This is a genomic window from Bradyrhizobium sp. P2_E8, assembly GCF_056403875.1.
Map to the genome: position 1 here is coordinate 1 of NZ_JBFUES010000088.1, position 13,280 is coordinate 13,280.

At 63.5% G+C, this 13,280-nt stretch carries 12 protein-coding genes and 2 pseudogenes; 3 read left to right on the plus strand and 11 right to left on the minus strand.

Annotation, left to right across the window (positions count from 1 at the left end; translation table 11 throughout):
• Window positions 1-162 (minus strand): annotated as a pseudogene (locus tag AC1D00_RS07485) (branched-chain amino acid ABC transporter permease); the annotation flags it as partial.
• 134 nt (window positions 163-296) lie between these two features.
• Entirely contained in the window at window positions 297-1,475 is a 1,179-nt protein-coding gene (locus AC1D00_RS07490) for an ABC transporter substrate-binding protein (protein WP_477010221.1), read from the minus strand.
• A gap of 530 nt (window positions 1,476-2,005) precedes the next feature.
• Between AC1D00_RS07490 and AC1D00_RS07495 the strand changes: the two genes are divergently transcribed.
• The gene (locus AC1D00_RS07495) at window positions 2,006-2,290 is read left to right on the plus strand and encodes a hypothetical protein (protein ID WP_271577519.1); all 285 of its coding nucleotides are present in this window, start codon (window positions 2,006-2,008) and stop codon (window positions 2,288-2,290) included.
• Between the two features lie 118 nt (window positions 2,291-2,408).
• Here the strand turns inward: AC1D00_RS07495 and purU are convergent, their stop codons facing one another.
• The gene (gene purU, locus AC1D00_RS07500; RefSeq protein ID WP_477010222.1) at window positions 2,409-3,272 is read right to left on the minus strand and encodes a formyltetrahydrofolate deformylase; all 864 of its coding nucleotides are present in this window, start codon (window positions 3,270-3,272) and stop codon (window positions 2,409-2,411) included.
• A gap of 159 nt (window positions 3,273-3,431) precedes the next feature.
• Between purU and AC1D00_RS07505 the strand changes: the two genes are divergently transcribed.
• A complete protein-coding gene (locus tag AC1D00_RS07505; RefSeq protein ID WP_477010223.1) occupies window positions 3,432-4,274 on the plus strand; it encodes a uroporphyrinogen-III synthase in 843 nt (280 codons plus the stop codon).
• Between the two features lie 33 nt (window positions 4,275-4,307).
• Here AC1D00_RS07505 and AC1D00_RS07510 read toward each other — a convergent pair whose 3' ends face one another.
• The 4 genes from AC1D00_RS07510 to AC1D00_RS07525 form a co-directional block, all read right to left on the minus strand.
• A complete protein-coding gene (locus AC1D00_RS07510; RefSeq protein WP_271577516.1) occupies window positions 4,308-5,753 on the minus strand; it encodes an adenylate/guanylate cyclase domain-containing protein in 1,446 nt (481 codons plus the stop codon).
• Window positions 5,754-5,895: 142 nt separating this feature from the next.
• Complete coding sequence (locus AC1D00_RS07515) at window positions 5,896-6,576, minus strand: redoxin domain-containing protein (protein WP_135174689.1); 681 nt, start codon at window positions 6,574-6,576, stop codon at window positions 5,896-5,898.
• Between the two features lie 32 nt (window positions 6,577-6,608).
• Window positions 6,609-7,289: a redoxin domain-containing protein gene (locus AC1D00_RS07520; RefSeq protein ID WP_135174690.1), complete on the minus strand. Its 681-nt coding sequence runs from the start codon at window positions 7,287-7,289 to the stop codon at window positions 6,609-6,611.
• 21 nt (window positions 7,290-7,310) lie between these two features.
• Window positions 7,311-10,634, minus strand: a complete 3,324-nt coding sequence (locus AC1D00_RS07525; RefSeq protein ID WP_477010224.1) for an adenylate/guanylate cyclase domain-containing protein — start codon at window positions 10,632-10,634, stop codon at window positions 7,311-7,313.
• 291 nt (window positions 10,635-10,925) lie between these two features.
• On the opposite strand from AC1D00_RS07525, the gene AC1D00_RS07530 reads away from it, so the two are divergent.
• Window positions 10,926-12,176 (plus strand): MFS transporter, encoded by a 1,251-nt coding sequence (locus tag AC1D00_RS07530; protein ID WP_477010225.1) that lies wholly within the window; start codon window positions 10,926-10,928, stop codon window positions 12,174-12,176.
• Here the strand turns inward: AC1D00_RS07530 and AC1D00_RS07535 are convergent.
• The 4 genes and pseudogenes from AC1D00_RS07535 to AC1D00_RS07550 form a co-directional block, all read right to left on the minus strand.
• Window positions 12,173-12,253 (minus strand): annotated as a pseudogene (locus tag AC1D00_RS07535) (Crp/Fnr family transcriptional regulator); the annotation flags it as partial. The gene AC1D00_RS07530 and the pseudogene AC1D00_RS07535 overlap by 4 nt on opposite strands.
• Window positions 12,254-12,655, minus strand: a complete 402-nt coding sequence (locus AC1D00_RS07540; RefSeq protein ID WP_477010226.1) for a DoxX family protein — start codon at window positions 12,653-12,655, stop codon at window positions 12,254-12,256.
• A 13-nt stretch (window positions 12,656-12,668) separates the two neighbouring features.
• Window positions 12,669-12,884, minus strand: a complete 216-nt coding sequence (locus AC1D00_RS07545; protein ID WP_135174695.1) for a DUF4287 domain-containing protein — start codon at window positions 12,882-12,884, stop codon at window positions 12,669-12,671.
• 62 nt (window positions 12,885-12,946) lie between these two features.
• On the minus strand, window positions 12,947-13,280 hold a 334-nt coding region (locus tag AC1D00_RS07550; RefSeq protein ID WP_477010227.1), incomplete at its 5' end, for a helix-turn-helix transcriptional regulator.

Consider the following 13,280-nt stretch of genomic DNA (forward strand, 5'->3'; position numbering starts at 1 on the left):
CACCAGCACCATGCAGACATAGCCGCCGGTCATGGCGAAGGCGCCGTGAGCAAGATTGACGAAGTTCATCAGGCCGAGCGTGACCGCGAGCCCGCAGGCGAGCACGAACAGCAGCATGCCGTAGGCAACGCCATCGAACAGGTTGGTGAGGATTGCGGTCATCGTAAGCGGGTAAACCCTGGTAATCACGTCGTCATTCCGGGGCAGCGCGCAGCGCTGAACCCGGAAGCCATTTCAATCACGTCGAGATCCCGGGTTCGCGCTAAGCGCGCCCCGGGATGACGCGCTTTCGCGCGTCACTTCTTGGTCTTGCCGAGGTCCTTGACGGCTTCGAAGGTCGCGAACTCGACGTTGTAGAGCTCGCCGTCGACCTTCTCGACCTTGCGGATGTAGATGTTCTGCACGATGTCGCGGGTCTCCGGGTCGATCGAGATCGGGCCGCGCGGGCTCTCCCACTTCTGGCCCTTCATCGCCTCGATCAGCTTGTCGCCATTGGTGTCGCCACCCGTCTTCTTCAGGGCCTCGTAGATCAGGTGGATGCCGTCATAGCCGCTCACCGCCATGAAGCCCGGACGGGTGCCGAAGGCCTTCTTGTAGGCCGCGACGAAATCCTTGTTCATCGCGGACGGATGCGCCGCGGAATAGAGATGGGCGGTGACCGTGCCGAGCACGGCATCGCCCATGTTGTTGAGGAGGTCGTCGTCGGTGACGTCGCCCGGTCCGATCACCTTGATGCCGGCCTTGTCGAGGCCACGCTCGGCATACTGCTTCATGAAGTTGCCGCCCTGGCCGGCCGGCACGAACACGAAGATCGCGTCAGGCTTGGCGTCCTTCATGCGCTGGAGGAATGGCGCGAAGTCGGGGTTGGCGAGCGGCGTCTTGACCTCTTCGACCACCTCGCCGCCGCCGGCGGTGAAATTCTGCTTGAAGAAGTTCAGCGCGTCGTTGCCCGGCGCGTAGTCCGAGGTCAGCGTCGCCACCTTCTTGATGCCGTTCTTCACCGCCCAATCGCCGATGATGGTCGAGGACTGCGCCAGGGTGAAGCTGGTGCGCACGATATAGGGCGAGCGCTCGGTGATGATGGAGGTGCCGGCCGCCATCACGACTTCCGGAATCTTGGCCTGCGTTGCCAGCGGCGCGGCGGCGAGGGCTGCCGGCGTCACGCCGAAGCCGGCGATGAAATTGACCTTGTCGTTGACGATCAGCTCCTGCGCGGCCGTCTTGGTCTTGTCCGGAATCGCGGCGTCGTCCTTGAGGATGATCTCGATCTTCTTGCCGGCGACGGTGTCGCCCTTCTGCTGCATGTAGAGCTTGATCGCGTTCTCGATCTGCTTGCCGGTCGAGGCCTGGCCGCCGGTCATCGGCAGGATCAGACCGACCTTGACGGTGTCCTCGGCCCTGGCCTGCGCGACGGCCACCAGGCCTGCAACGGCGGCCACCGCGGCTGCCCAAGAAAGTTGTTTGCGTTCGAACATAAGAGTGTCCCTCCCCTTGATTCCTGACCTCTTGTGCGGCGAACCGAGTGCCCGGTCCTTGCCTCACTCTAGCTCACGCGCGAGCCTTATCGCGCGCCACATGGCGTCCTTGGTGCCCCCCTTGTCAATCGGACGTTTGGCGACCAATCGGCGCAAGCCGGGCGTCCCGTTTTCCGACGGCGGGGAGTGATGTTGCGGTTACGTCGAGGTGACCCGAACGCCCGACCTTGGCCGCTTTTATTTATTTGTACGATTGTACAAATAAAATGGACCTGTCAACGAAAAAGCCCCCTCGCCGGCCAAGCCACTTTGTCGCGAGCCCCGCGCCGCAGTCTAGAAACGCGACGGGCCGCGTGGATGGAAGATTTCGTCTTTCTTTTGCAGAATTGGTACATCCGGGGCTCCGGGCCGGCTCCAACTCGGTAACTTATTACCTATCTCGAATAAGTCTCTTTTACCTTGTTGAAGGCTACTCTCTCGGCGCCAGCCTGACCCGGCGTCCAACCAGACCGAACCCGCGCGCCCCCACAATGCCGAAGCCTTTCCGCTCCCTCCTGCCCCTCCTCGCGCTTGCCGCAGGGCTGTCCGGCTGCGGCACGGTCAATGAGAAGCTGTCCGCCGGCATGGGCGATTACGTCCCGCAATGGGCCGGCGGCCTGCCGGCCGACGCCCCGCCGCGGGCAGGCACGCCGCAATACGACGCCTACATGAAGGAGCGCGAGCGCAAGCGGCTCATGCCGGCGGCTGATCGCGAGAAGGAAGAACAGGCGCAGAAGGGCGCGACGGGCGTGACGTCAGGCAACGCGGTGCGCTGAGGGATAGCCGTCATTCCGGGGCGATGCGTCAGCATCGAACTAAGGTGCGCAATTGCGCACCTGAGAATCTCGAGATTCCGGGTTCGCCTCTTCGAGGCGGCCCGGAATGACCTCCGGATCAATCCATGAACACCACGGTTTTGCGGCCGTTGGGGATGACGCGGTCGTCGAGGTGATAGCGGATCGCGCGCGCGAGCACGCGGCGCTCGATGTCGCGGCCCTTGCGGACGAGATCTTCCGGCGTGTCGCGATGGCTGATGCGCTCGACGTCCTGGTCGACGATCGGACCCTCGTCGAGGTCGCGCGTGACGTAATGCGCGGTGGCGCCGATCAGCTTGACGCCGCGCTCATGGGCCTGGTGATAGGGTTTTGCGCCCTTGAAGCCCGGCAGGAACGAGTGGTGGATGTTGATGCAGCGGCCGGAGAGCTTGGCCGACAGATCGTCCGACAGGATCTGCATGTAGCGCGCCAGCACGACGAGATCGGTCCCGGTCCTGGCGACGAGATCGAGGATCTGCGCCTCCTGCTCGCGCTTGGTCTCCTTGGTCACAGGCAGATGGTGGAACGGGATGCCGCCGAAATCGAGCCCGGCATAGACCTCGCGCGGATGGTTGGAGACGATCGCAGTCGGGACCATCGGCAATTCGCCGATGCGCCAGCGATAGAGGATGTCGACCAGGCAATGGTCGGACTTCGACACCAGCAGCATCACCTTGCGATGCGCGGCGCGGTCGCGCATCTGCCACTCCATGCCGAAGCGCTCCGCGATCGCGGCAAAGCCGGTCTGGAGCGCGGATAGCTCCACGGCGAGATCGGCGGCGGTGAACACCACCCGCATGAAGAACTTCTTGGTCTCGACGTCGTCGAACTGCTGCGCGTCGAGAATGTTCTGTCCGTTGTGGGCCAGGAAGGTCGACACCGCCGAGACGATGCCGGGGCGATCCGGACAGGACAGGGTCAGGACATATTGATGATCGGGCATGGCTCTTGATGAAGGTTTGGGCAAATGATGCGGAACAACCCGCGATTTGCGCCCTGCTCTATCACCGACCCCGCCCTTGCGCCAATCCCAAGACTTGCTTCTACCTGAAACGCAGAGTCAGGATGAACGGACAATTGCGATTTATACCGGAGCACGCCCATGGCCGACCGCTTGAACGGCTACCGCATCCTGATCCTGGAAACGCGCGAGGAGGCGCAGTTCTCAAAGCTCCTCGCCGAGCAAGGCGCCGACGTCGTGCAGTGYCCGATGTTCACCATCCACGATGCGCCGGACCCGGCCCCCGTCGAGGCCTGGATCCGCCGCGCCATCGACAGGCCCTTTGACGATCTCGTGCTGATGACCGGCGAAGGCCTGCGACGGATCATGAAGCTCGCGCGGGCCCGTGGTCTCGACCAGGCTCTGGTCCCGGCCCTCGCCAAATCGCGAAAATTCACCCGCGGGCCGAAGCCGGGCAAGGCGCTGCGCGAGATCTCGCTCGAGGCGCAGCAGACCACGGAGAAGCCGACCACAGAGGGCGTGATCGAGATGCTGGGCAAGCTCGACCTGAAGGGGCATCGCCTCGGCCTCCAGCTTTATCCGGACAAGGACCACAGCGCACTGACCGGCGCACTCTCGGCGCAAGGMGCCGAGGTCGATACCGTGCTGCCCTATGTCTACGATCCCAAGGCGGCGGATGCCAACATCGTCGCCGCCATCGACGACATGGCGGAGGGGCGGATCGATTCCATCGCGCTGACCAATCTCGGCCAGGTCCGCCGCCTGATCGAAGCCGCCAAGGCGCATGGCAGCGAAGCGAAGTTGCACGCGGGGTTGGAGCGGACGCTGATTGCGTCGGTGGGCCCCGCCGTGTCGGGGGAGCTCGCCGCGCATGGCCTGCGCACGGACATCGCACCGGCGGAAGATGCGTTTTTCATGCGGCCGCTGATTTCGGCGATGGCGGCAGCGCTGGCGGAGAAGAAGCCGAAAGTACCGGTGACTTGAGAATCTCTAGCACGGTCGTGCCGAAGCAGGATCCTAACTACGCACGACTCGATACACGCACGCATTTCCTTCGACGCCGCGGAGAGGGGCGTCAAACTCAACGATGGCATGGCCTGCCAGGAGGCCGCTGACGCCCGGCGCCGAATAAAGCGCTTCCGAGAGACAGATTTCGCCGGCATCGGCCAACGCTTGCACGCGCGCCGCAACATTCACGGTCTGCCCGAAGTAGTCCAGATTTTCATTGAGGGTCACTGCAATCGACGGACCACAATGCGCTCCGATCTTCAGGATGATGCTCGGATCGCCATGCTCGCTGTTGTAGCGTTCTATCTCTCCGAGCATATGCAACGCCGCGGAGACCGCGTCGGTCGGGCGGGAGAAGACCGCCATCACGGCATCGCCGATCGTCTTGACGATGGCGCCGGAATGCGCCTGGACGGTCGCTCCCAGCAAGGCAAAATGCTCGCGGACCAGGGCATAGGCATTCAGATCACCGAGACGCTCGTACATCGCGGTCGAACCCTTGAGATCCGTGAACAGCAAGGTCACCTGCCGGATGCCGAGGCCTTCCCGCTCGTCGACGCGTTCCGAGCGGAACAGGCGGCGGAAGGTATGCCGCGCAAGCAACATGCCGCCGGACATATACGGTTCGAACTCGAGCGCAGGCTTGGTCGTCTGGGCCAGGACTTCGGGCGGCCAATTGATCAGGAGCAACGAGCCACGCACTGCGCCGGAGTTCTCCACGTCGATCACAACGGGGCCGGGCGGGACGACGGACAGCGAAGGCGAAAAACGCCGCGCATCATATCCGACCCGCAGGACGGTCGGCGCGGTTGCGGGTTCGCCTGCGACCGAGACCACGAATGCAGCCTGCGTTTGGATGTTGACGCCGGCCAGGGCACCGGGACCGAGGTCGGCGCGAAGAGAGGTGGTCGAGCCCGGCGGCAAGAACGCAAGTCCGCGAACCAATCCACGCAGGAAATCGAGAAACCGGACCTGCTGACCGGGCATGCGCGCGTCGCCCAAGAAACGAAGCTTCCAGTGGAAGTCCTCGATCGAAAGGGAATGAGGATCATGAAATGGAATCCGCCGGAGGTGCGGCGAGACCGTAAACGTAACCTCAATGAAATCGTCGAGGTTGGTCTCACCGCTGACGTCGCAGAGGCCGCAAACGTAATGGGTCTTCAGGGTACGCAGAGCGCCAAAGCTGTCGAGCACCATGCCGGACTGGGGACAAACAACGTCCCAACTCATCTCGAACAACCCGCTCCTGGTCGCATGGAGAAACAGGTCGATGCTTTCCGCCTCGGTAATGGCGCGATCACGCGCGAACGCCAGGGGATTGATCCGGTAGAGCGAGAGATCGTCACCGCTCCTGATAAGCGTTTCGAATTTCGAGATCACGCGTGGGCTCCAGGATCGGGCCTGCTCAATCTCGGTCATCTTGCTTTCGAGCAGTCGCTCCTGGATGTTGGTCATCGTGCGCCTGAGTCGTGTTTCAAACTGATGCGCATTTCACGCGGCTACGGATCTCCGCGATGGCGACCGCGCCTGCGGAAAGAAAGCCGCGGGTTGCAGCGCGTTGAGCGCAGCATTTGCACCGCCAACAAGGCGACAATGCCTAGCTTGCCACCTGCGAGGCGGCCGACATCAACTCCTGAGGGCTTGGAGCCCCGAACATGCGCTGGCCGCCTTCAGGAACCTCGGTAAAGGTCCAGCGCACGATCCCCTCGCGATCGAGCAGGAACTGGCCGAACAGCTGGCCCTGGCCGGTTGCCGCCATGCGCTGATCGGCCTCCATCATCTCGTAGCCGTCCTTTTTGTTGAGGTATTCGGCAGCCGCCAACCGATTCATCGGCCCCGACGTTTCGCCGGGCATATCGACCTGCATGCTCATGATGACGTCCATACCCACCTTGCGCGGCCACTCGGTCTCGTGGTCCGTAAACTCGAGAGTGGGCAGGCCGAACGCCCGGTGCGAGACCCGGTCGGGGTCGGACGCGGCGAGCAGGTTGGGCAAGGGATGATAGCGGAAGTAGAGCCGCGCACGTTCGATGGGCGTATTCACGACCGTGAGACTTTCGACGCCCTTTTCGTGCAGCGCTGCGCCAAGTTGCGCCTGTGCCGCGATATGGCGCCGACAGAACGGGCAGTGCAACCCTCGAAACAAGCCGATCAATATCGGGCTCTGCCCGCGAAAATCTTCGAGCGCGATCTTTCCCTCGCGTGTGATGGCGTCCAGCACAATATTCGGTGCACGATCGCCCGGTTGAAGTGGTCCATCGGCATGACGTTCTGACATGATTGAACTCCCTCACTTTTAGCTAACGGTGCTTAGCCTGCCACCTGCGAGGCAGCCGACATCAACTCCCGGGGGCTCGGCACCTCGAACATGTGCTGGCCTCCGTCAGGAATCTCGGTGAAGCTCCAGCGCACAATCCCCTCGCGATCGAGCAGAAACTGCCCAAACAATTGGCCAAGGCCGGTTGCTTCCATGTGCTTGTCGGCTTCCATGATCTCGTAACCGTCCTTGTTGTTGAGGTAGTCAAACGCCGCCAGTCGATTCATCGGTCCGGATAATTCGCCCGGAATTTCGACCTGCATGCTTCTCACCACATCCATGCCCACCTTGCGCGGCCACTCGGTTTCGTTCTCCGTAAACTCGAGATTGGGCAGGCCGAACGCACGGTGCGAGACCCGCTCGGGGTCGGACGCGGCGAGCAGATCGGGCAATGGATGATAGCGGAAGTAGAGCCGCGCGCGCTCGATCGGCGTATTGACGACCGTGAGGCTTTCGACGCCCTTGTCGCGTAGGGCGGCATCAAGCTGCGCCTGTGCCGCGATATGGCGCCGGCAGAACGGACAGTGCAGGCCTCGATACAAGCCGATCAATATCGGGCTCTGCCCGCGAAAATCCTCGAGCGCAATCTTTCCCTCGCGCGTGATGGCATCCAGCACGACGTTCGGTGCGCGTTCGCCCGGTTGAAGCGGTCCATCGACATGAGTTTCTGACATGGTCGAACTCCTTCATATGGCCTAGTCGAGAAATGGCAGTACGATCAGCCCTGCGGGATCAAGCCCGTGGCGGGCGCAGACATCTTGGGCCAGCGCGAAATACCGGTCGGCTTCGGGCATGTCGCCTCGATCAAGGCTCAGCGTGGCGAGACCATCATAGCATGGAAAAAGCTGCTGCGGTTCGCCGGTTTCGTTCGCCACCTCGATTGCCTCGTTGTAGCAGCGGGCGGCGAGATCGGGGCGGAAATGGCATTGGTGGATTTGCCCGAGCACGATCAAGGGCACGGAGAGATGCTCGCGCTGATCGAGCGCACGGTCGATTTCGATCGCCTTTTCGGCAGCCGGCACCCCTTCCTCGGTACATCTGTCCGTGAAGGTGCAACAGGCAACGGCAAAATTGGCAAGAAGGCGCGCCTGGAAGCCGAGATCCCCGATCCGACGCGCGACATCGAGTCCACGCCGGCAGACCTCCACGGCTTTCGCCGGGTCGACAATCGTGTAGAGCACACCGAGGTTGGTGTAGCCGCGGCAGGCTACGTTAAGGAGGCCAGCTGTTTCGGCGGCTGCGACACTTTGCTCCACCTCGCGAACTGCCTCCTGGTGTCGTCCAAGCCGCGCCAGCGCAACTCCCTTGGTGTTGAGGGCCTCCGCAATGGCACGTGCCGCCTCGAGCCCGCTTTGCTCGTCCGCGTCCGCCGGTACGGACCGCGCATGGCCGAGCGCCTCGTCTGCCCATCTTGCGGCGGCCACGTGATCGCCCGTCCGAAATGCGAGACGGCCGCGCTCCTGCAAGAGATGCGCCCACTCGATGGGCGCGTCGGTCCCTCCAAGCAGGTTGGCCGCCTCGGCGTAATGCGTCTCTGCCTTGATCCGCTTGCCGGCGTCCCACAGCAATCGGCCAAGCTTGCGAAGAATTCGCGCTTCCCCGATCCGGTCCTGTATGGCGCGGTGTCCCTCCAACGCGCTCTGATAGTGCTCCTCGGCCGTGTTCCGGCGGCCAGCCGCGCCACAGAGGTCCGCAATCCGCTCGTACAGGACCAGCCGTTCCGGCTCCCGTTCGCCGCCGGTCAACAGCACGGCGAGGGCCTGTTGGTAGAGACGGATGGCATCGTCATTGGCATAGCTGGCGCGTGCGCGATCGCCGGCCGCGCGCAGATAGCGCGCGCCTTTCGGCTTGCTCGCGCTCAGACTGAAGTGATGTCCGAGCAGGATGAGATCTTCGAGGCGCTCGGGCTCGTGGCCATAGAGCCTCTCGAGCGCCCCACCAATCCGTCCATGAAGCTCGATCCGGCGCTGCAGAAGCAGGTTTTGATAGATCACGTCCTGAAGCATGGTTTGCGTGAAGCGGTAGGTCCGCAGCGAAATCGAGTTCGAGCCCGCGATCTCCTCGACGATTTCCGCGTCGCATAGAAGTTCGAGCCCTGCTTCCACCCTTGCCGGCTCGGTTGCCGCCGCACCGAGAGCAGCGGCATCAAAACGCGGGCCGATCACCGCGGCCTCCTGTGCCAGGCGGCGCACCTGATGCGGCAACCGGTCGAGACGCGCCAGCAACAACGCCTGAATGCTTGCCGGAATATCGGCGGCGGCTTCATCCGACGTCATCCGCCACTGTGCGCCGTCGCGCTGCAGGGTGCCGGCTTCGATCAGGCCGCGTATGATCTCCTCGAGGAAAAGCGGATTGCCGCCTGCGCGATCGAGGATTCGACTGAACAGACGTCCCGGTGGTTCACGCCAACCGTGACTGAAATAGGCCGCGAGCAGCTTTTGTCCGTCGGCATCGCCAAGCGGGGGCAGCCGGAGGGTTGCGTGACTGATCCTGCTCGAACCGAACTGGTCCAGCTCCAGCATCGGCCGGTGCGTAAACAGCAGCATCAGCCGCGTCCGCTCCAGTCGGTCCATCAGGAAGCGCAACGCTTCAAGAGACACCGCGTCGGCCCAATGCAGATCCTCGACGATGATCAGCAGTGGCGACAGTGCCAGGCGGCGTTCGAAGACGGTGCGAATCGCGAAGAATATCTGCCGGCGGAGCTGTTCGGGCTCGACATGCCTGAGCACGGCGTTGGGGTCGCCGAGGCCGAGTACGTGCAGATAGAGCGGCATCAGGCGGTCGGCCTCGTCAGTCGCGAGGCCAAGCTCCGACAGCGCTTCGGCGACCTTCGCCTCCGCCTCTCTGGCGCTCGCCTTCTGCGCGATGCCATAGGCGCTACGCAGCACGGCGGCGAGTGTGCCGTAGGATTGTTCGCCGAGCGGCGAGCACGCCGCCTGCCGGATCGCCACGCCTGCAAATCGATCCTGATCGCGGATGTTCGCAACGAACTCCCTGACCAGGCGTGTTTTCCCGATGCCGGCTTCACCGACCAGCCGCACCAGTTGAGCTGCGCCGCCGCACGCGCGATCAAGGCTGCCGATCATGCGCGCAAGCTCGGCGTCGCGCCCGATCAACGGCGCATTGAGGCCCAGCGTGTCGAGACCTCGCGCCGCTCGGGGCGAGTCGAGCGGCTCCTTCAGACGGTGGACCAGTACGTTGCCCATCTTGCCCTTGAGCGAGACCTCGCCAAGCGAGTCGTAGGCGAACGCATGCCGCGTCAGACGGTGGGTCAACGGCCCGACCAGCACCTCGCCCGGAGCCGCCATCGACTGCAGTCGCTGGGCGGTATTCACCGTGTCGCCGGTCACCGAATAGGATTTGGCAACGCCCGCACCGAGCCCGCCCGCGACGACGTGCCCGGTGTTGATGCCGACATGGAGCAGCAGCGGTGAACCTGCATACGCCTTCGCGCGTTCGCTGAGGCGCGCCGTCCGGTCGATCATGTCGAGGGCAGCGCGCACCGCCCGCTCCGGGTCGTCCTCGTGCGCCGCCGGCGCACCAAACAGAGCAAGCAGCGCATCGCCGATGAATTTGTCCACGAAGCCGCCAAAGCTTTGCACCGCGGCCGTCAACTCCTCGAACAACTCGTTTTGAAGCGTCTGCATGACCTCGGGGTCGAGCCGCTCGCTCATCGCAGTGAAGCCGCTGAGGTCGGCAAATAGCACGGTGATGGTGCGGCGGTTCGCCTCGCTGTCGATCTTGTCCGACTGAGGTCGAAATGCGGCTTGAGCCTCCTCCGCCGGCGCGAGCGGCGGAGAGGAGGACCGGATCGGGAGCGTCGTCGGGCTCGTCCGCGCCGATGCCTGCCCGCCGCCTGCGGGGACCTCAGCGACGAAGGCGCCGCATTTCGGGCAATAGGCGAAATCCGGCGCGCATGGAAAGCCGCAGCCAGGGCACGCGTTCGGCTGCTTCGTGCCGCACTTCGGGCAGAAGGCAAAGCCGCTCTGGACCTCTAAACCACAGCAAGAGCAGTTCATGGGTCAAGACCTCGCGGAAGCCGCGATGGCGCATTCTACTGGACCTGCCGGACGGGCCCAGGAACCAGGCAAGCATGGCCTTGTCGCACGGGAAGAGCAAGCGTGGTTGGTCTACCCCTTCCGTATCGGCTGTGCGAGGAAGCGATGCTGCGGGCGCACTGGCGCACCGCGCGTCGTCGGCAAGCATGGCGGCATGCGGTGGCGCCAATTGACAGGGGCATGGCCGGGGCTACCCTGCCGAACAGAAGAACAAGAATAAGGGGGAATCGCCGTGACACCCGTCATCGCATCTTGAGCACATCCGCACTCGCGCCATTCCGCATCCGCAACTATCGCTTCCAGTGGCCGTCCGACCTGCTCACCTCCTGGGCGTTCGAGATCGAAACGCTGGTGCTCGGCTGGTACATCTTGGTCGAGACCGGATCGGTGCTGCTACTGACCATTCTCGCGTCGCTGCAATATGTCGGAACGCTGATTGCACCGGCGCTCGGGATGGTCGGCGACCGCATGGGTCATCGCGATCTCCTTGTCGTGCTGCGCCTGACCTATACGGCACTGGCCTCCACCATCATGGTCCTGGCTCTCACCGGACACCTGGCGCCGCTCAAGGTCATGATCATCGTGACGATCATGGGCCTGATCCGCTCCTCCGATCTCGGCCTTCGCAGCGCGTTGCTCGCCGACATCATGCCGGCCGAGCAGCTGGTCAGCGCGATCAGCATGTCACGCACGACCCAGGATAGCGCCMGCATTGCCGGAGCGCTGACAGGCGCCGGCCTCTTCGCCGTGCTCGGCATTGGATTGGTTTATGCGGCAGTCGCAAGCCTCTACCTCGTGGCCGCGATTCTCATGTCCTGCCTGACCCGACCGAAAAGGACCATTGCCACGACGGACCTGCCGGCGAGCAGCCTCGCCATTTCAAAGCTGCTCGACGAGCTGAAGGAAGGGATTGTCTACGCCTGGAGTGGCCCTGGAATGGGTGCCGCGCTGTGCGTCGCCTTCCTCGCCAATCTCACCGCATTTCCCTTCACCGGCGGATTGCTGCCCTACATCGCGCGGGACATCTTTCACACCGACCAGACCGGCCTCGGTTATCTCTCGGCGAGTTTCGCCGTCGGCTCGCTGATCGGCTCCATCACGCTCAGCCTCGTCAGCGGGCTGCGCATTGCCCGGCTTCTGATCGGCGCGACGCTGGCCTGGTACGCCATGCTGCTGGTGTTCGTCGAGATCAGGACCATGCCGGTGGCCATGGCCTGCCTTGCTCTGGCCGGCATCGCCCAGAGCATGTCGATGATCTCGGCCGCCGTGATCCTGATGCGCACGGCGAGCGCGCATCTGCGCGGCCGCGTGATGGGTGTGCGCATGATGGTGATCTACGGCCTGCCAATCGGATTGCTCGCAGCCGGCAGCCTGATCGACGTGATCGGCTATTCCGCGACGGGTTCGCTCTATGCCGCTGCGGGCTTCATCGCGATGACGGCGATCGCCGTGCGCTGGCGCGCCGACCTCTGGCCCGTGCACGCCCCCGCCAATGCGCGCTAGTCCCCGTACCCGCGCAGCCGCTCGACATCGAGGATGGTAACGCCGCCACATTCGAGGCGCAGCAGGCCTTCTTTCTGTCAGCCTTGCGCTGATGGCGATCTCAGCGGCAGCAGCGCCTCCACGCGGGTGTCGCGGAGATAGAGACCGCCCCATGCAAGAACGGCCAGATACACCCCGAACAACATATGGGTGAAGAGCGGGTTGCCAATTCGGAGGTGAGCAGCAACGGTGCCGCCCATATAGGCGGTCAAAAGGATCGCGCCGAGCACAGCCGTTCGAGGGAAGGCATAGAGCGCAGTACAGACCAGAGCCACGGCGCCTAACGCTCGCGCCAACTCGGGCGAAGGCGGATAGCCGAGCTCGGCGGTCGCCTTGATCACAACGTCCAATGGGACGAGCTTCATTCCGGCATCGAGCAACATAAAGGCAATGACAACCCCGCTCATCACATAGCCGGCCCCTCGTCTCGACTTGCTCATCGTCATCACCCTACTATTTCTCTCGCTTGAGCAGTGCAACGATCGCCATTGCATGGCCATGGCCAAGGCCGAACTCGTCCTTTAGCGCGGCGACGATGGCGCCCGCCTTCACCCCGGCCGCCAGTCCCGTCCCGGTCGAAAAACCCCTGTCTTTCCCCCATTTGCGGAACTGGTCCGGGCTTCTGCCGGTCTTGGCCTGGATATTGTCGAGATAGGCCTGAAAACTCACCGCGGCACTCCTCCGGTTGTCGCTCCCACCACCGAGGCCGGAGTGAGCCACGCATATCGCGGTCAGGACGTCGTTGTTTTGTATGAAAACGACAATTGCGGCCGCTCGCGTGCGAGGCGCGCAGGGGTCATGCCGATCAGTTGCTTTACCGAACGGGTAAGATGCGCCTGATCAAAATAGCCAGCGCTGAATGTAGCGTCGAGGACGGAGCTCCCGCTCACCAGCAATGCTGCTGCGTGACGCGCACGCTGAATTTGCTGATAGCTGCTGAACGTCATGCCCGTGACACGGCGAAAATGTCGCTGCATCGAACGCTGGCTCATCCAGTCGACGTCGCCGTCGACCGCCGCATCGGTTGCATGGCTGCGTGCTATCACGCCCGCGCGCGCCAAGCGG

Coding starts and splice junctions, on each gene's coding strand:
- AC1D00_RS07490 (WP_477010221.1), bottom strand. CDS start 1,475: ATGTTCGAACGCAAACAACTTTCTTGGGCAGCCGCGGTGGCCGCCGTT.
- AC1D00_RS07495 (WP_271577519.1), top strand. CDS start 2,006: ATGCCGAAGCCTTTCCGCTCCCTCCTGCCCCTCCTCGCGCTTGCCGCA.
- purU (WP_477010222.1), bottom strand. CDS start 3,272: ATGCCCGATCATCAATATGTCCTGACCCTGTCCTGTCCGGATCGCCCC.
- AC1D00_RS07510 (WP_271577516.1), bottom strand. CDS start 5,753: ATGACCAACATCCAGGAGCGACTGCTCGAAAGCAAGATGACCGAGATT.
- AC1D00_RS07515 (WP_135174689.1), bottom strand. CDS start 6,576: ATGTCAGAACGTCATGCCGATGGACCACTTCAACCGGGCGATCGTGCA.
- AC1D00_RS07520 (WP_135174690.1), bottom strand. CDS start 7,289: ATGTCAGAAACTCATGTCGATGGACCGCTTCAACCGGGCGAACGCGCA.
- AC1D00_RS07525 (WP_477010224.1), bottom strand. CDS start 10,634: ATGAACTGCTCTTGCTGTGGTTTAGAGGTCCAGAGCGGCTTTGCCTTC.
- AC1D00_RS07540 (WP_477010226.1), bottom strand. CDS start 12,655: ATGAGCAAGTCGAGACGAGGGGCCGGCTATGTGATGAGCGGGGTTGTC.